This is a genomic window from Ruminiclostridium hungatei, from assembly GCF_002051585.1.
Classification (GTDB): Bacteria; Bacillota; Clostridia; order Acetivibrionales; family DSM-1351; genus Ruminiclostridium; species Ruminiclostridium hungatei.
The window spans coordinates 23,758-43,180 of sequence record NZ_MZGX01000030.1; the positions used below are offsets into that span (position 1 = coordinate 23,758).

Consider the following 19,423-nt stretch of genomic DNA (forward strand, 5'->3'; position numbering starts at 1 on the left):
GGCTATAAAAATGAAAGGGGTTCAGATATGAAGAAAAAAATCTTCCTGAAAGTATTAAAAGCGGCAGGTATTGTTCTTGCTTCTGTAATCTTGCTGGCAGTAATTGCCGGAGCATGGTTCATTATTAATCCCTGGCCAAAGACCAGCGGCAATCTTTCTGTCAAAGGACTGCAGGCTCAGGTAACTGTTGACAGAGATGAGTGGGGAGTTCCTCAGATTTACGCAGATAACCCTCATGATTTGTTTTTGGCTCAAGGCTATGTCCATGCACAGGACAGGCTGTTCCAAATGGAAGTCAATAGGAGGCTTGGCACCGGAACCCTCAGCGAAGTAGTTGGTTATCCGGGGCTGGATACTGACAAGGTTTCCCGTATTATGGGCTTGAGACGTATTGCGGAAAAATCACTTCCGATGGTGGATAAGAGTACAAAGGATATTCTGGACGCGTATTGTCAGGGAATCAATGCTTTTATTGATGACAACAAGCACAGTCTTCCCGTGGAATTTACCATTCTGGGCTTCAAGCCTGCTCACTGGACTCCTCTTGATGTAATGAGCTGGGCCAATATGATGGCCATGAATAATGGATTGAATTATGAATATGAGCTTTTCCGTGCCCAAATAACAGCCAAGCTGGGAGAAAAGCTTGCCAATGCTGCCCTTCCGCCCTGGGACAACAGCAATCCTTTGATAGTTCCAAAGGAGCTGGAAAAATACCAATGGCTGAATAATGATAAGATTACAGGAGTCCTTGACATGGAGAAGGCCTTCCCGGGTTCACAGACCTTCGGCTGGGCCAGCGGCGCCTGGGTGGTAAGCGGGAAGTACACACAGACCGGCATGCCCCTGCTGGCCAGCGATGTCCATATGAGCCTGTCAATGCCTTCGCTCTGGTATGAAAATGGCCTGCATGGAGGAGGCTTTGACGTGACAGGCTACTCTCTTCCCGGAGTGCCCATGGTTATGATCGGGCATAATTCCAGTATAGCCTGGGCCTTTACAAATATGAATGCTGATGTTCAGGACCTGTATATGGAAAAGTTAAATGACCTGCAAAATCCCACTCAGTATGAATATAAGGGCAAATGGGAAAATCTTGAGAAACAGACTGAAGTAATCAAGATAAAGGGACAGGAGCCTGTAAATCTGGAATTACTTTTTACACGGCACGGGCCGCTGATAAATGACCTGGTGGAGGTTACAGACGGTGATATTCAAGCTGTTAAGAACTACCAGCCTACAAATGGCGACTGGTCTGCCTTGAGGCGGAACCGTTGGGAGGGCGCAGAACCGGTTGCACTCAACTGGATGGTGCATGACCGCTGTATTGTAATAGATTCCATACATAAGCTGAACCTGGCCGGCAACTGGGAAGAATTCCGCGAGGCATTAAGGGATTGGGATTCCCTGAGCCAGAATTTCGTATACGGAGATGTAAAAGGCAATATTGGCTATCAGTCGGCAGCCAGAGTACCCGTGAGGGTCAAGGAACATCAGGGAACCGTACCGGTACCGGGCTGGACGGGTGAATATGACTGGAAGGGTGTAATTCCTTTTGATGAGCTGCCCTCACTTTATAATCCTCCGACCGGATACGTGGCAGTAGTCAACAATAAAACCATAGGTGACGACTATCCGTATAATCTGTCCTACGATTGGTTTCACCCGGGCTACAGGGCTCGAAGGGTAAATGAAATGCTGGAACAGCTCATTGCAAAAGGGGATAAAATCTCCATGGAGGATATGCGTGTAATACAGGCCGACAACTATTCTTACGCCGATGCAGCCTTATGGCCTTATGTAACTGCCGTAAAGCCAAAGAACGAGGTTGAGGCCAAGGCGATGGAATATATCAGGAAGTGGAATATAAGCTTTGACAATGATAGTGTAGGCGGCGCTATTTTTAAAGTCTGGTATTGTTATATGGACAGAAATGTTTTTGATGATGAACTTCAAAAAGCCAATGTATGGGGAAATTATTATCCTTTAAAACGTACCGAAGCACTGGTTGAATTGATACCCGATGCACAGAATGCCTGGTTTGACGATGCAGGAACACCGGAGACTGAAAACAGGGACGACATGATAAGCAAGAGCTTGACGCAGGCAGTAGACTGGCTTTCAAAAGAATATGGTGAAAATGTTGAGAATTGGACACTTGGCCGTATCCAGACAGTTAACCTGCAGCACCAGATTTTTGGATATGTGCCATATCTCAAGGATATATTCAACAGCCGGAAGAGCCTGCCCTTCTCAGGAAGTCCTACCTCCGTGGCATTTGCCTACAGCTACCGGACTCCGCCCGGAAGATTCAATATAGGCTTTGGAGCCAACCAACGCCAGATTATTCCAATCGGCAATTGGGATGATATGCAGTCTGTCAATTCCACCGGAGCCAGCGGCCATATTTTCAATCCGCACAGGGAAGACCAGATGAAGCTATGGGCAGATGTAAAATATCACGGAATGCCATTTTCAAAGAATATTATTGAAAAGGAAGCCAAGGATATTTTGGTTATGAAGCCTGAAAAATAAAAGTCCCGATTCTGCGATTGGGTTGACCGGGGGAGGCTTCCCCCATAAAATTCGGGAATAGTTAAGGAGGTCTGAGGCCTTTGGAAGGTAATAAACTAATGAAGGTTATGTCTGTTCATGCTGACAGGGAAACAGCAAATAGTCAAATAGGCTTTATAGGCTTTGGTGAGGTGGTTTACCATACTCTGGCAGGTTTGAGTAAAGAAGGTATCAGGGGTATGAGGGTTTATTCCCGTTCGGCAAAAGATCCGGCACGGAGTCTTCTGCAGCAAAAGCGGGCCGGCGAGGTGGGAGCTGAGCTTGCCGTGAGTCTTGAAGAACTGGTAAGAAGCTCAAGGGTGATTATATCCTCTGTAAAAGGAGATGTTTCACTGGAGGTTGCGGCAGAGGCTGCCAGATATTTATCACCGGGACAGATTTTTGCCGATCTCAACAATGCCATACCCTCGGTAAAAAGACGGTCAGCAGAAATTATCAATGCCTGCGGTGCAGGCTTTGCGGATGTGTGCCTGCTGGAACTGCCCATTCAGGTGGGCAGCAAAGCGTTAATGTATGTTTCCGGAGACAGCGCCGAAAGATTTAAGAATATAATGGACTGCTATAACATGAATATTCAGGTCATTCCCGGAGAGGCGGGAATAGCGGCAAGTATAAAAGCCCTGGTGAACATATACCAGAAGGGTGTCCAGAGTGTTTACCTGGAATTCGCAGCCTGTGCCCATAAGGCGGGTATTGATATCCGGCTGCTGGAGCCATTGCTGGTGAAGCCTCTGGTAAATCTGCCCAGGGAAAAGGATATGGCTTTCTGGCTTATAAGGGGAGCCTTGCTGGCCAAGAGGAAAGCAGGAGAAATGAAAGAAGTGCTGAAGATGGTTGAGGAATTGGGAATCCACCCCATAATGCTGGAGGCAACCATCCAGCGTTTGGCCTGGGTAGCCCGGTTTGAAATGAATAAGTACTTTGAGGCAGATATGGAACTGGATAAGTACACTGAAATAATTGATAAAATTTTTGAAATCAGTCGCGATATAGAGCTGGAAGTCAGATAAGCGGCCTTGATGAAAGGAGGAAACATGTCTATTACAGTATTTTTGGCAGAACTTCAAAAGATGGATATAAGGCTGTGGCTTGAAGAGGGACGGCTGCGCTACAGCGCGCCTGAAGGAGCTCTGACGGAAGAAGTAAGAAAAGAAATACTGGCCCGCAGGCAGGATATAATAGATTTCCTGCAGGCAGTGAGGCATAGTGAAAGGACCAGGGAAAACAGCCTCATGCCTGAGCCCCGGCCGGAAAAAATACCCCTATCCTATGCTCAAAAATGGCTTTGGTTGTACAGCCAAAAGGAATCCAGCAGCTTTGCCTACAATATTCCGGCTGCCCTGAGACTGAAGGGGCAATTGAAGGTTGCTGCCCTAAAGGCAAGTATTGATGAAATAGTGCGCCGGCACGAGGTCCTGAGAACTACCTTTCACATGGACGATAATGAATTGTATCAGGTAATCCTGCCTGAGCTGGAAATCCATTTGCCGGTAACCGATTTAAAACATCTGGAAGCATCGCAGCGGGAAGAAAAGGTAAATGAGTACCTGAACATGGAGACCAGGCTGCCGTTCAGTCTGGAAGCAGGTCCCTTGCTGAGGGCGGCATTGCTGGTGCTGGCTGAGGATGAATATGCTCTTTTGATTACACTGCACCATATCGTAAGTGACAACTGGTCCCTGAATGTATTTATGGGTGAACTGGCTGAACTGTATAAGTCGTATTGCACAGGTGTGCCTGCCGGGCTGCCCGCACCGGATATCCAATATGCCGACTATGCCATATGGCAGAAAACCTCTCTGTCAGGGGATTCACTCAAGGAACATCTTATCTATTGGAAGGAACGGCTGAAAAACATAGCTGCCGTTCCTGCCTTGCCTACCGACTTTATGCGGGCCGGAGTACAGACTCATAACAGTATCCGGCAGTATATGCTTCTGTCCCCGAGGCTTACTCAAAAGTTAAAGGAAATGAGCCGGAGCCGGAATTGTACACTGTATATTACAGTATTATCCGCTTTCCAGGTATTACTGCAGCAATATACCGGTTTCAAGGACATATTGGTGGGCACTCCTGTTGCGGGGCGTACCCATAAGGAGCTTGAGAAGCTGATTGGAGTTTTTATTAACACGGTAGTGCTTTGGAATTCTCCGGAGCAGCAGGAAAGCTTTGTAGAATTGCTTCAGAAGGTGAAGAAGACCACAGGTGAAGCCTTCGCCCATCAGGAAGTACCTCTGGAAATGCTGGCCGAGGAGCTTCAGGACCCACAGAACCCACAGGGACAAAGCAGGCGTCCTTTGTTTCAGGTCTTGTTCAACATGTTCAGCGCATCCTTTGAACTGGAGCTCCCCGGTTTGAAAATGACTCCTTTCTCGCTGGAGGTGATAGGTGCCCAGAATTTGAATTCAAAATTTGACATTGCACTGCTGGTCATAGAACATCGTGAGGGCCTTCAGGTGGATTTCTCCTTCAATGCGGATGTATTTGCTGAAAGTACAGCCATTTGGCTTATGAAGCATTTTAATGCCTTGCTGGAAGCAATTGCTGAAAATCCTGACGGACTTTTGTGCCGGCTTCCTGAACTTAAGCCCTTGGAGCATTTGAAAATAAGGCCTGACAATCCGTTTACCCCATTTGAGAGAGCGGAAATTGACCAGACACTGATAGAAAGATTCGAACAGCAGGTTTCAAAATGGCCCCGGCAGGTGGCCCTGCAATCCGGTACGCGTTCCTTGTCCTACTCTGAATTGAATCAGTTGGCAAATGGTATAGGGCGTATGCTATTGGAAAAACATGACCAGGGACCGGGACTTTCGAAAGAGGAAAAGCTCCGGTACGGCAGGCAGATAATTCTGGACGGCTGGGGAATCGAAGCCCAGGAAAAATTGAAGGAGGTTACTGTCTTTGCTGCCGGTGCAGGAGGCTCCGGCTCACCAACCATAATGCAGTTGGCTTTGCTTGGTGTGGGCAATATAATCATTTGCGACTTTGATAAAGTTGAGCTGTCAAATCTGAACAGGCAGGCTCTCCATGACGAATCACGGCTGGGAATGAACAAGGCAGAATCGGCAGCCCTGACAGTCAGAAGAATGAATCCCAATGTAAATGTAACGGCCAGGGCCGAAAAGCTCACCAGGGAGAATATTGCAGAGCTGGCAGGCGGTGCGTCGATTATTTTTGACAACCTTGATGACCTGGAAGCCAAATTTGTGGTATCTGAGTATGCTGTTACCAGAGGAATACCCCATGTCATTTCGTCCATGATTGAAAGGAGCTCCTATTCGGCGGTGCTGCACAGTCCATACACACCCTGCTTTCATTGCCTTTATGACAGCGGCAGGCTTGAAACCGTCCGTCAACTGCGAAGGGAAAAGAGCGGCTGGGACAAGGTGCCAAATCCGGTTGCATCACCGGCGCTGTTTTTAAGCACGGGTTTTGCCTGCAATGAAGCGCTGAAGATTATTCTGGGGCTCGAAAACGTAGCCTATAATAAGTACTTTTTCTTCAATCAGCAGGCTTCGGAGCGGCTTCCCGCCACAAACGGTTTTAAAATTGTCACCTATCCCTTCTCAGAGCATTTCAAGGAGCTGTGCAAAAAGCAGGGCTTTGATTGGGAAAAGGGTTTCAGCGGGCGCTTTGTTGAAGAAATCACTATTGAAAAAAATCCTGCCTGCCCTATGTGCGGCAGCAGGGCCGAGGATGTGCCGGGCAGGCTGCAGGGTATTCCTGCTTCAACCGGTTTTCAAGCCGGCAGGGAAGGTTCAGTTGACAGGTTGCGTTCCGCTTCTCCTGGTCAGCAGACTGTCGCACTTCTTCTGGAGCATGATGTGGAGATGGTGGCGGGTATATTGGGAGTGCTGAAATCGGGCAATATATTTGTGACCATGGATTCGTCATACCCGGAGGAGCGCCTGGCATATATTCTGGAAGATACCGGCTCCCGCATTATTTTAACCGATGATGCCAATCAGGCTCTGGCGTATAGTGTCAGGGACAAGGTAAGTCCAGGCATAAGAGTTTTGAACATGAAAGAGCTGCAACATGCCGGAAGTTCTGAAAATCTGCCCGTTATGGGGCGACCGGAGGCATTGGCCTATATCATGTATACTTCAGGTTCTTCTGGTCATCCAAAGGGAGTAATGCAGAGCAACCGGAATGTACTGCACTATATAATGAACTATACAAACGGTACACAAATAAGTCGGCAGGACCGGCTTTCTCTGATACCTTCCTTCAGCTTCAGCGCTGCAATGATGGATACCTTTGCGGCATTGTTGAACGGAGCTGCCCTATGCCTGTTCAACTTTCGGGAAAAGGGCCCTGCGGAGCTGGGAAAATGGCTGGTAAATGAGGCAATATCGGTATATCACTCAGTTCCCACGGTTTTCCGCCAGCTTATGGCCGCAGTTACAGCGGATATGAGCTTTCCTGCCTTGCGCCTCATAGACTTTGGGGGAGAAGCGGTATCAAGTGCGGATGTACAGCTTTATAAAAAATACTGTCCTGATTCCTGTATTCTGGTTAATGGCCTGGGAGCCACAGAACTTAATGTAATCCGCCAGTACTGCATAAATAAGGAGACTGATATTTCGGGCAAGCTTGTACCGGTTGGCTATCCTGTTGCAGATACCGAAATTATGCTGGTAGATGAGGATGGCAGGGAGGTGGGCTACAATTGTCCCGGAGAGATAGTAATCAAAAGTGAATTCCTGTCCCCCGGCTACTGGGGGCTGGAAGAACAGACCGGTCTGGTGTTCAGGACCGACCCGGAAGACAGCACCAGGAGGCTTTACTATACGGGAGATATGGGAAGGCTGAGAACAGACGGATGTTTGGAACACCTTGGAAGAAAGGATTTACAGGTAAAGATAAGGGGAATCCGCATAGAGCCCGCAGAAATCGAAACTGCCTTGCTGGAGGTGGCGGCAGTCCGGGAAACCGCCGTGGTTGCCGAGGATAATATACACGGTGACAGGCAGCTTGTGGCGTATATGGTGGAGGACAGTCAGACAGGTCTGGAGCTCCGGGAACTGCTTGACCATTTGAACGAGAGGCTGCCGGGGTACATGGTGCCGTCAGCCTTTGTAAAGGTGGAGGCCTTTCCGTTGACATTGACGGGAAAGGTTGACCGCCGCAGGCTTACCCAACAGAATTCAGGACTGAAGCAGACGGGGAAGGCTTCCACGCTGACAGCCTCCCAGCCACACAGCGGTACGGAAGCAGGCCGGAACACCCGGACAGAGGAACTTCTGTGCAATATATGGAAAAAGGTCCTCAAGCTGGAACAGGTGGACGTCAATGACGACTTTTTCCAGATCGGAGGGGATTCTCTTTCCGGACTTCGCATGATTGATCTGGCCCACCAGGAGGGTTTGAAGCTTAACCCTTCTCAACTGTCTCAATGCAGAACCATATCAAAGCTGGCTTGCACCATTTCAGAAAAAGCCCAGGCTGTTTCTGAACAGACCGCTGATGCACACAGGCAACAGCCGGCAGGAGAACGAATGGAGACAAATACCCTCCCTGCTGCACCACAGGATGAAACGGAGGAGTTACTCTGGGTTATCTGGCAAAAGGTGCTTAAACTTGAACAGGTGAATGTACATGATGACTTTTTCCAGATCGGAGGGGATTCCCTTTCGGGGCTGCGAATGATTGACCTGGCCCATCAGCAGGGTTTGAGGCTTACCCCCACCCAGTTGTCCCAGAGCCGGACCATTTCCAGGCTGGCCCAGGTATTGAGGAGCGCAGGGGATAAAAACACCGCTGTAAATACCGGCTCCCGCTCTGAGGAAACCTCAGCCCCAGACGGCAGGATTCCTGTTACCAGCAGCCAGGCATGGTATTTGAGTACCGCTTCCCAACGCAATGAACCGGAACGCTTTAACCTGTTTACATTGCTGGAGGTGGACCATTCCTTCAAGCCCCTGCTGCTTAGGGAGGCCGTTGTCTGCATTATGGACAGCCACCAGGCATTAAGAGCACGGTTTGCAGAGGAAGACGGCTGCTGGAGACAATACATAGTGGAGGTGTCCGAAGATGTTCCATTTGAAACCTTTGATCTTACCGGTCTGCCGGAAAATGAACAAAAACTGGCTATAGAAGACGCATGCCACCAATTGCAGGACTCCTTCGACCTGACAAACGGACCGCTTTTCGGGGTTGCACATTTCACCCTGGGAGCTGAAATACCGGAGCGGTTGTTTATTGTCATGCATCATATTGTGGGTGACAATTATTCCTTTGGCATTATATTGAGAGAACTTCAGAATTATTATTTCCAACTGGTGCAGACGGGCCATGTTGAGCCACGTAAGGAAATAACAGCCTTTCCGGAATTCGCAGGGAACTTGTTTGCCTACTGCAGGTCTCCGCGTCTGGAGGCGGAGGTTGACTATTGGATGGGTTTGCCCTGGGAAAAGGTTGCAAAGCTGAAAACAGATTTTCCACAGTATGAAGGAAAAAACAGTGAGGGCTCCAACCGGAAATTTACGGTGTGCTTAAGCGAAGCTGAAACCAAAAAGCTTGTTTCCCATATACCAAAGCTTTATCAGACTACTCCCGAGAAGCTCTTGATAATATGCCTGGCTGAGACCATAGGGCAGTGGCTGGACAAGGATTGGATATATATTGAGGCGGTAGACCTTGGAAGGACTTCAAATCTATTTTCTGAAAACATGGACCTGAGTCATACGGTGGGCTGGATAAGTTCGGCACGCTCTCTGGTGCTGCAGCGTCCGGACGAGGAAACCGCACCGGTTTACAACAGGATTCGATACCTGGATGAACAGATTAACAAGATTCCGGGACAGGGAACAGGGTATACTTTCCTGGCCCGCCTTGGGGACGAGGGCAACAGTGCAGTGAGAAGGCTCCAGAGCGAGTATCAGGAGCGGCAGTTGTTTTTCAACTATCTGGGACAGGAAGAAAATGAACCTGCCGGAATCAGAATTGCAAAGGAAAATCCTGGTTTACGCAACCACCCGGATGAGCTCCGGACTTTCCTGCTTGAATGTATCTGTTTCATAAAGGAAGACCGGTTGTACCAGCAGTGGAATTACAGCTGCAATATACATCGCCAGTCCACTATTGAATTTATTGCGGACAAATATATGACCTACTTGAAAAATGTAATTGAACAGGCAGAAACCTTCAAATAAATCATTGAAAGGAAGATGAAAATGGGAAGAAAATGTATCCAGTGCGGAATGCCGGATTTAAAGGTGACATACGGAAGAAAGCCCATCCACATACATGAGGATGGGGTATGTGACTACTGCAGCGAGTATAACAAATACCAAAGCCTGTATACCATGGATTTCCGGAAAAATCAGCAGAATTTTGCGGAGTTGTGCGATCGGATAAGAGGAAAACAAGAATATGATGCGGTGCTTATGTATACCGGCGGAAAGGACAGCGGTTATGCCGCTTATTACCTGAGCAAGGTATTGAAACTCAAGGTGCTGGCTGTTACATGGGATAACGGCTTCTTCGGAGAGGAGCACCATGGAAATCTGACTACTTTGATTAAAAGCCTTGGTATCGACCATAAGTTTATTTCAATAGGCAGCCAAAACCTGGCTCAATTCTACAGGAACAGATTTGAAAAGCTTGGGAGGTTTTGTGCCTGTACCCAGCCGGCGCTGCTTTTCTGTGCTGAAGAAATCGCTAAATCCCAGGCTCCGCTGGTTATTATAGGGGTTTCCTTCGGGCAGCAGCTTTCCTTGACACAGAACAGGATGATGTATGAATTTGAGCCTGATGAAAGGGGATCAGTTCTCCAGATGCTGGCTGACAGGGGAATGGGCATATTCCATTTTCAGGACCCAAGCTTTTACAATCTTGCTTTGCTGGATGTCATCAGCGGTGAGTTTTCAAGTGAAATGGAGTCCTACTTGAAGAACTGTTTCCATCACTTTCAGCAGATGAGGCAGCAGGACAGGTATATTATTACTCTATCTTTAATTTATAATTTTGATCATCAAACCATGACCGAGACACTTTCCAAATACGGGTGGAAAAAGCCTGAATCAGCCCATCAGGCCGGGCATACCAGTTGTATAATGGAACCCCTGAAGGGCTATATTGCCTGCAGACAGGGGATGCTGAACCTGGACTATCTGGAGCTTACTGCCGAGAGAAGATGGGGAAGGTTTTCAAAGGAGATGTTTGAAAGTGTACTGCCCACAATATACTATGATAACGACAGGGCGCCGGCAGAGCTGGAAACTTTTCTGAAGCTTATAGATATGTCCCTTGAGGATTTCAATGAAATACTGGCTGAAAAACCCTTCGCACGGGAAAAAATGCCTGACATAAATTGGGGGCTGGCAGAACGGCTTGAACTGCAAATGAGCAGGGAACTGCTGCAAAAGAATATGGAACTTTCCTATAACAGGGCAATACCGTAAGTTGTAAAGCCAGCGTACATTTTGAGCACGTTGAGGCGTATGAACCGAATTTTTTCCGGAGGCTGTTGAAGCTGTTGAGAGGCAGTTTTACGGCCTCCCTCCTTTGGGGCGTTTCAGGTTCACATGGCTTTTTGTTTATACGCTCATTTTACAGGCTCAAGAATGGCATTTTTGTCCTGCACTGCTTTAAGCAGGGCTAAAAGCCGGTCACCATTTATGCATTCAATTACATTTTTGTGACAATAAATTTTTGTACAGGTTTTAAAATCGCCCAGAGTGATGAGCATTCCACGGTAAATGGAGTTATCCCTCATACACTTGGACAGGTTCATAGCCAGTTCGATATCCACCATTTGCTGGAGACCATGCTTCCATACTTCGGCAAACTGTATATTATTAAGTTCAAGGCCGCTGCCTTCCACACCGCAGGAATCGGTAAACCTGACCTTATTGCCCGACCGTTTCAGCACCTCGACAATCACCGACATATAGTCCCTGAAGCTTAAATAAAGCAAATCCTCCTTGGAGGCTATACAGTTTACAAGCTCACATATTTTTCTTTTGTACAGCAGTTGCCTGAACAATTCTGTCAACTTGTACGTAAGGAGTGCTGCAACTAATAAAAACAACATATAATCACCTAAAGTTATTTTTGTCCATATGCTGTTTATTATTCTGGTATAAATAGCCAATGACGGGTAAAAGACCCTCCGGCATCCTGCCGGATTGGCTTACATATTCAGCTTCACAACATATTATGTCAAATTGTATGGCTGTGGAAATGGTATGTAAGGGGTATTTTTTCTATTATATAAAGAGACAGTCTGCTGAAATGTTTTTGGCGTTTTTGCCGAAATACGGGCAGGAAACTGCATGTCCAGCAAAACAGGTTTTCTGTCCTTTCCTATGGAAATTCCGCATTTGTTTTAAATAAATAGTTTCCATAATATTAATGACTGTAAGTAAAGCAGCAAAATCAGCGGCAGCACGGTGGGGTAAAAATAGTTTAAATCAGGCAGAGACTGCGATTGAAAACTGCAAGAAACCAGCAGGAATTCCTGCTGAAAATCTGGTCCGGCAGAAGCACCAAAAAAGCTTCAAAGCATTTAGTTAACAATAAATACTACTATGGTGGAATAATAAAACCAATAAAACCGGTTTCACAAAAAGCAGCGCCTGAACACAGCAATTCAAGCAATATGAACTGGTTAAAAATGCTGTTTTTTGTTATAAAGCAATATAAAATAACAGTATTTTTTGTAGAATAAAAGATTTTCAATTTATTAATTATGTAATATAATATTAAAAGATTGTATTTATTTGGCATAGATGCAGTTCCTTCATTCTTAAATGCAATAGGGCTGGACTGTACGGCTGATGAATAAAAAAGTTTCCCTTTTTAATTTGTTAAGTTCAGTTTTAAAAAATAAGTTAGAAAAATATTCTAAATTGCGTATCAGTAGAATACATATTACATTAGATAAATCAAAGAGATACACAACAGCAAAAGAGAGGAGTGGGGGGAAAATGGTCGGGAATGTAATAGAGAACAATGTAGTGACCATTTCAGGAAAAGTTGTATCAGAGGTTGAATATAGCCATGAAGTATATGGAGAGGGTTTTTATTCATTTTATTTAGAGGTTCCTAGATTAAGCGACAGCAGCGATAAAATATCTGTTACATTTTCAGAGCGTCTTGTGCCAAAAAGTAAACTTCAATTAGGTGTTTCCTTGGAAATAGAAGGCCAGTTCAGATCCTACAACAGCTATAAAAGTGATTCCAATAAGCTTGTGCTGACTGTATTTGCAAGAGAATTGATTTTTACCGAGGATGAAAAGAGAATTAAAAATCCAAATCAGATATATTTAAATGGATACATATGCAAAAATCCCATATACAGGATGACTCCGTTTGGCAGGGAAATAACAGATATACTTGTAGCGGTCAACAGACCCTATAACAAGTCGGATTATATCCCATGCATAGCCTGGGGACGGAATGCCAGGTATTCCCAAAATCTCGCCATAGGTGACAATATTAAGATATGGGGGAGAATACAAAGCAGAGAATATCAGAAGAAGCTGGAAAACGGCGATACCATTTCCAAGACTGCATATGAAGTTTCGGTATCAAAGATGGAAATCTCCGACGAGGTGAACAGCAAGCAGGATAAAGACGAGATTCAACAGACGGAGGAACCGGAGGAGTGAGCCCCCGGCAGCATTACGCCTGCAGGTTGAATAGGGTAAATTTGATATTGCATGGTTTTATATAAAGTTTTATAAAAGCAAAAAGTGCGAAAACCGGGGTTTTCGTACTTTTTGCTTTTTAAGACAGCGGTTGCAAGGGAGGACTAGGAGCTTCGTCTTACTATATATCTCCAGCCCTTCATAAGAAAGGGCATAAGGTGTGCGTCAAGGCCAAAGGCCCTGCCTGCGCCTGCCAGCATTGCAATTTCAGCAGGTATAAGCCACCAACTGGTTTCATACAAGCCTGTTGACAGCAGAAAATTCACATTTAGAGCCAATGCGGCCAATGCAGCCAGAAAAGTAAAGGTTCCGGATACAAAAGCAAGACCCAGAGCGATTTCTGCCAGAACAATCATTATCTGAAAAAACAGTGCGTTGGGTATTACCAGCTTGTCGGCAATCCAGGCATACCAGCCGGGAGTGTGAGCTGAAACTATTCTGAATACCTTGTCCCCGGATTCGGTTACGGATGCGCTTGAAACCGAGTCTGCCGCAAGTCCTGCCAGCATTGGTTTTAGCAGCCAGCCCTCGGCTATTTTGTTGTAGCCCTCCATAAACCAGGTATAGCCCAGAAACAACCTGAGTGGTACCAGCCAGAAAGCAAGCGTCCGGAAGGTGTAGTGATATTCCAGAAAGTTAAGCCTGTGCCTCTTGTGTAAAAGCTCATGGCCAAGATATTTGAAGACCAGTTCAAAGCCGCCTATTCCAAATAAATAATGGATGTTTACCATATATTTCATAATAATGGACAGCCAGATGGGGAATATTCTGCCCATTATTTCACTGACTGCAAAATTACTGCCTACGGAAACCATTACACCATGAAGCTTGGGCTGCAAGGGGGTCTTTTCCCTGTTCCTTATGTCAGCCAGTATGTTTACGGCTGCATTTTTTCCTGTCTGCACCGCCGACTCCACCAGCGGGGGAAGTACCTTGCCCTCATAGGTAAAGGCACTGACATCACCAATGGCATAGACATTTTTTACAGCGGTTTTAGTATATTCATCTACGACAATCCGGGAAGCTCTGGTTTTCTCAAGGTCAACCTTGTCAGTGAGGGAGGAGGCCTTTATACCTGCTGTCCAGATAAGTGTGCAGGTGCTGATGGACCTTCCGTCCTTAAGTTCGACGCTGTCACGCTCCAGCTTTGTAATGGCGCTTTCCAGCAATACGTTTACCCGCAGCTTACGGGTGAGATATTTCATTGCAGCGTCAATGTTCCTGTCCTTGAGAATATTAAGAATTTTAGGCAAAGCTTCTATTAAATATAGCCGGACTTCATCCCGGTCAATGTGGAACTGTGTGCAGAGCTTTCTTACCCATATGCCCAATTCTCCAATCATTTCCACGCCTGTAAAGCCGCCGCCTCCCACAACAAAGGTCAACAGTGCGCTTCTTTTCTTCAGGTCCTCCTCCTGGCTGGCTTTTATGAAACAGTCATAAATCTGCTCCCTGACTTTAATTGCATCCTTAAAGGACCACAGGGGGAAGCAGTTTTCCTTCATGCCCGGAATTCCGTAGTAATTTGGTTCACTTCCGAAGGAAAGTACAAGATAGTCATATTTGTATTGCTTTTCTTCTGAGAAGACGGTATTGCTTTCGAAGTCAAATTTTACAGCCTGGTCTTTTACCAGGCTGATGCCGGTATAGTGAAATATGTCCCGCAAGGGTACGGTTATTCCGTCTTCGTCTATCCTGTTGCCGGCAACCTCATGCAGTTCAGTGAGCAGGGTATGGTATGAATTTTTATCAATTACGGTTATTTTAATGTCCTCGGTTTTCCGTTTTTTCTTCTGCAGGTGAAGGGCGGCTTCTATTCCCGCATAGCCGGCACCGACTATAACAACATTTCTGGGCATAAACTAATCTCTCCTAAAAGTTATAAAAGTAGCAATTGCAGGGAAAAATTATTCAATGTGATAAAAGTCAATTACTATCCACTGAAAGCCGATAGCTCGGTTTGAACCGTAATTGACTTTGGTAATCAACCTGCATCATATATAGGATGTTTATTTTTTGTAAATTGTATTCAGACAATATATAGCTGGACGGTCTTCACTTATATGGACGAAAGCGGTGAATATACCTATGCTGAAAAAGGGTGATATAATACTGGTCCTGATACTGGTATTCGGAATTCTTCTGGCGGTTATCAGCAGAAATGACAGTGACGAAAGCAGGATAAGCTGGAATAATGCAAACGACCCGGGAAGAGAAGAGGTTCTTGCCATTATAAAGCAGGATGACAGGCTTATCAGAACCGTAAATCTTTCAAAGCTTAAAAAGCGGGAAGTCATCAGGCTTCCAGGCCAATTCAACGAATTTATAGTTGCTGATCAGAAAAAAATATGCTTCATGTCTGCCGACTGTCCCGACAGGCTGTGCGTTAAAGCCGGCTGGATAAGCAAACCCGGGCAGCTTGCAGTCTGCCTTCACAACAGGGCTATGATAAAAATAGTCAAAAAGGGCGATAAGGAGCTGGAGGGTATTACGAAATGAAAATGTTTTTTAGAGGAAATACAGACTATAAAAAAATAATATTTCTGTCCCTGCTTGCCGTCCAGGCAATTGTCCTGGCCCTGGTTGAAGCTCAACTTCCCTTTCCCGGCGGAATCCCCGGCATAAAGCCCGGACTTGCAAATATGATAACAGTGGTGGGCTTGATATTTTTCAGCCTCTGCGATACCGCTCTCATAGTGCTTGTAAGATGTATCACGGCAACCCTTTTTGTAAGCGGCCCCATATTGTTCATATTCAGTGCGGCAGGAGGAATGCTGGGTGCTGTGGTTATGTGGCTGCTGCTTAAATACGCTCAAAGATTTTTCAGCCTTATTGGAATAAGTATTGCAGGAGCAGTTGCCCACAATGCGGCGCAGATATTGGTTGCCTGTTTTATTATGAGCGATCTGTCGGTAATGTCGTATCTTCCCGTGCTTTTGACATGGGGTATATTTATGGGAGTTTTTACAGGGGTTTGCAGTACATTCATGGTCAAAATACTTAAAAAACTCAACTTCATAGCCAATATCTGACCGGGAAAGACTTCAAATATTGTTCTGAAAGTAAAATCAAATAGATTTTGATGAGTAAAATACAAATGGATTTTGATAAGTAAAATGCAAATGGATTTTGATAAGTAAAATACAAATGATATAATAAACAAGGAATAAAACAAATCCTATTGAGAATATTTTTCGGAGCGATTAAAAATGACTGTTATGACAGCTTCTTTGGTATTAATAAATACTGCAAGAGCATATGACAAAAAATACACATACATTATTCCAGAGGACATGACTGGAAAGGTGACTGAGGGCAGCAGAGTTCTGGTGCCCTTTGGCGGGGGCAGGACCTCCAAGGAAGGTTTCGTCCTTGAGATACGTCCCCTGGAAGAAGCGGATCAGGGCCAGCAAGGCAAAAAGCTGGAATACAAGTCCATAAAACAGGTGATTGACCCATATGCACTCCTTAAGAAGGACATGCTTCTGCTTCTGGAATGGATGAAAAGAAGATACATATGTACATATTCGGATGCCATAAGATGCATGCTGCCCCCGGGTATAAATGTCAAGGCGGTAAAATCCGTTAAACTGACGGGTAATGGCATAAAGGCATTTAAGAAACAGGAACTGAAGGGGATTTTAGATAATTTGAGTTCTCTGGGCGGAGAATGTGAGCTGGAAGAGCTCAGGAGCATGTGTGGCGCAAAGGGCTTCAAAACCTGTATCCGGCAGCTATGTGAAAGCGGCGCCATAACTGTGGAGGAATGCTACCAGCAGAAGGTGAATGCCAAGGAGGTAAAAGGTGTAAGCCTTGCAAGACCCCGGGAGGAAATAGTGGAGGAGCTTGAAAACAATGCTGTCAGGAGAATCCAGCATATAAGGGTTCTGGAAATACTCCTTGACAATGAATTGGTTTCAGTTGCGGATATCCAGCGGTTTGCGGGAGTGACTTCCTCAGTGCTTGACACACTTTGCAGGCATGGTTACATATACTATAAAAACATAGAGCTTTTGAGAAATCCTATAAAAGACAGGCATTATGAAAGAACCCAGCACCTCACTCCCACAGGCGAACAGGCGTCGGCGCTGGAAAAGCTTACCCGCCGGTTGGACAACGGTATTTTTAAAGAAAGCCTTATTCACGGTATAACCGGCAGCGGAAAAACGGAGGTTTATCTCCAGTTGATTTCACATTGCTTCAGTTTGGGAAAGAGGGCTATACTGCTTGTACCGGAGATATCACTTACCCCGCAGATGGTGGAGAGGTTTGTTTCAAGATTTGGAAAGCGGGTTGCTGTAATGCACAGCAGACTTTCACTGGGAGAGAGATTTGACCAGTGGAGATTGATAAGCGAAGGCAAGGTTGATGTTGTAGTAGGGGCCAGATCTGCGGTCTTTGCTCCGGTGTCCGAGCTGGGGCTGGTGATAATAGACGAAGAGCATGAGGGCTCTTATAAGTCGGAGTCCATGCCCAGGTACAATGCAAAGGATGTGGCGGTAAGAAGATGCCGGATAAGCGACGGATTGTTGGTGTACGGTTCGGCAACACCGTCTGTGGACACCTATTACAGGGCTGTAAATGGGGATGTTGAACTGATTGAAATGAAACATAGGCCAAATACCGCGAAACTGCCTGAGGTGGAAATGGTGGATATGCGCCTGGAGCTGGAAGACGGCAACAAGACACCTTTCAGCAGAAGGCTGATGGAGGAGCTGCAAAAGAACATAAATAGCAGCCAGCAAAGCATTCTATTTCTCAACAGAAGAGGCTTTTCCACCTTTGTAATATGCAGAACTTGTGGATATACTATGAAATGTCCGGAATGCAATATCGCCCTGACTTTCCACTCCAAAAGTGAAAGGCTGATTTGTCACTACTGCGGCTTTACGGTGAAAAATCCCGAAACCTGCCCGTCCTGCCAAAGTAAAAGCATCAGGCATTTTGGCGTGGGAACTCAGAAGATTGAAGAGGAAGTAAAGTCAAGGCTTCCTGAGAGTTCGGTAATTCGAATGGATATTGATACCATAAACTTTAAGAATGCCCATGAAGAGATATTAAACAGATTTAAAAATGAGAACATCAATATAATGGTGGGAACTCAGATGATCGCCAAGGGACACGATTTTCCCAACGTGACACTGGTTGGTGTCCTGGCTGCAGACGGTATGCTTAATACCGGGGATTTCAGAGCCAACGAGAGGACTTTTCAGCTTCTCACACAGGTTGCAGGAAGAGCGGGAAGAGGGGAGAAGGCAGGAAGGGTAATAGTTCAGACTTATAATACGGAGGAATACAGCATATTGGCTGCCTGCCGGCAGGATTTCATCGGGTTTTACAGACAGGAGATATTGATAAGGGAACGGCTTGGATATCCTCCCTTCAACAATATAGCAATAGTTGCCTTCAGCGGCAGGAAGGACAGACAGGTTTTCGAAACAGCCAGGGACATAAAGCCACGACTGTTGGAAACCCATATGCCCGATTTTGAGGTATTGGGCCCATCCAGGTGTCCTATACCCAAGATTGCAGGGAAATACCGCTGGAGGGTGGTAATAAAGGCCAAAGAACTGGACGGGTTGCTTGACCGGCTCACAGAGGTATCGGATAATGTATGGAAGAAAATCAAGGATGAGGATATTGCAATGAGCATAGATATAAATCCGTATAATATGCTATAATTATGAAAAATAGATTGGCGGAGGTAAATAATGGCTTACAGGGAAATAAGAAAAGACGGTGACGATGTTCTCAGAAAAAAGAGCAGGCCGGTTGATGTTATAGATAACAAGATTTTTACACTTCTGGACGATATGGCCGACACCATGTACAAAGCTGACGGCGTAGGCCTTGCGGCTCCACAGGTGGGCATTTTGAAAAGAGTTGTGGTCATTGATGTGGGGAACGGATTGTTTGAAATGATAAATCCCGTAATACTGGAGCAGAGCGGGCAGCAGGACGGCATTGAGGGCTGTCTCAGCATACCGGGAACTTCCGGAGATGTGGTCCGCCCAATGCATGTGAAGGCAAAATATACTGACAGGAATGGTGAGACGGTGATAATTGAGGCAGAAGAACTTTTCGCAAGAGCCATATGCCATGAGCTGGATCATCTGGACGGGATACTTTATAAAGATAAGGCTCATAAGATGTACACGCCAAAAGAAATAGAGGAAATGCAAAAGTAA

12 protein-coding genes are annotated in these 19,423 nt (G+C 45.9%); 10 read left to right on the forward strand and 2 right to left on the reverse strand.

What is annotated here, in order from left to right; genetic code table 11:
* The first annotated feature begins 27 nt into the window (after positions 1–27).
* From CLHUN_RS18730 to CLHUN_RS18745, 4 genes are all read left to right on the forward strand, one after another.
* Positions 28–2,535 carry a penicillin acylase family protein gene (locus tag CLHUN_RS18730; RefSeq protein WP_080066157.1) on the forward strand — a complete coding sequence of 836 codons (2,508 nt, stop codon included), beginning with the start codon at positions 28–30 and terminating at the stop codon, positions 2,533–2,535.
* An 80-nt stretch (positions 2,536–2,615) separates the two neighbouring features.
* The gene (locus CLHUN_RS18735) at positions 2,616–3,584 is read left to right on the forward strand and encodes an NAD(P)-binding domain-containing protein (RefSeq protein ID WP_133051122.1); all 969 of its coding nucleotides are present in this window, start codon (positions 2,616–2,618) and stop codon (positions 3,582–3,584) included.
* Between the two features lie 24 nt (positions 3,585–3,608).
* Positions 3,609–9,734 carry a condensation domain-containing protein gene (locus CLHUN_RS18740; protein WP_165755797.1) on the forward strand — a complete coding sequence of 2,042 codons (6,126 nt, stop codon included), beginning with the start codon at positions 3,609–3,611 and terminating at the stop codon, positions 9,732–9,734.
* A 21-nt stretch (positions 9,735–9,755) separates the two neighbouring features.
* Entirely contained in the window at positions 9,756–10,985 is a 1,230-nt protein-coding gene (locus tag CLHUN_RS18745) for an adenine nucleotide alpha hydrolase family protein (RefSeq protein WP_080066160.1), read from the forward strand.
* Between the two features lie 143 nt (positions 10,986–11,128).
* On the opposite strand, the gene CLHUN_RS18750 is transcribed toward CLHUN_RS18745, so the two are convergent.
* Complete coding sequence (locus CLHUN_RS18750) at positions 11,129–11,617, reverse strand: hypothetical protein (protein ID WP_080066190.1); 489 nt, start codon at positions 11,615–11,617, stop codon at positions 11,129–11,131.
* A 396-nt stretch (positions 11,618–12,013) separates the two neighbouring features.
* On the opposite strand from CLHUN_RS18750, the gene CLHUN_RS18755 reads away from it, so the two are divergent.
* Complete coding sequence (locus CLHUN_RS18755) at positions 12,014–12,253, forward strand: hypothetical protein (RefSeq protein WP_080066161.1); 240 nt, start codon at positions 12,014–12,016, stop codon at positions 12,251–12,253.
* 259 nt (positions 12,254–12,512) lie between these two features.
* Positions 12,513–13,196, forward strand: a complete 684-nt coding sequence (locus tag CLHUN_RS18760) for a single-stranded DNA-binding protein (RefSeq protein ID WP_080066162.1) — start codon at positions 12,513–12,515, stop codon at positions 13,194–13,196.
* A gap of 143 nt (positions 13,197–13,339) precedes the next feature.
* Here the strand turns inward: CLHUN_RS18760 and CLHUN_RS18765 are convergent, their stop codons facing one another.
* Positions 13,340–15,094 carry an NAD(P)/FAD-dependent oxidoreductase gene (locus CLHUN_RS18765; protein WP_080066163.1) on the reverse strand — a complete coding sequence of 585 codons (1,755 nt, stop codon included), beginning with the start codon at positions 15,092–15,094 and terminating at the stop codon, positions 13,340–13,342.
* A 229-nt stretch (positions 15,095–15,323) separates the two neighbouring features.
* On the opposite strand from CLHUN_RS18765, the gene CLHUN_RS18770 reads away from it, so the two are divergent.
* The 4 genes from CLHUN_RS18770 to def all read left to right on the forward strand — a co-directional run bounded on the left by CLHUN_RS18770 (position 15,324) and on the right by def (position 19,423).
* The gene (locus CLHUN_RS18770) at positions 15,324–15,734 is read left to right on the forward strand and encodes a NusG domain II-containing protein (RefSeq protein WP_080066164.1); all 411 of its coding nucleotides are present in this window, start codon (positions 15,324–15,326) and stop codon (positions 15,732–15,734) included.
* Positions 15,731–16,267: a Gx transporter family protein gene (locus CLHUN_RS18775; protein WP_080066165.1), complete on the forward strand. Its 537-nt coding sequence runs from the start codon at positions 15,731–15,733 to the stop codon at positions 16,265–16,267. Before CLHUN_RS18770 ends, CLHUN_RS18775 begins: the two co-directional genes overlap by 4 nt.
* A 177-nt stretch (positions 16,268–16,444) precedes the next feature.
* Complete coding sequence (gene priA / locus CLHUN_RS18780) at positions 16,445–18,916, forward strand: primosomal protein N' (RefSeq protein WP_080066166.1); 2,472 nt, start codon at positions 16,445–16,447, stop codon at positions 18,914–18,916.
* A 30-nt stretch (positions 18,917–18,946) separates the two neighbouring features.
* Entirely contained in the window at positions 18,947–19,423 is a 477-nt protein-coding gene (def, locus tag CLHUN_RS18785; RefSeq protein ID WP_080066167.1) for a peptide deformylase, read from the forward strand.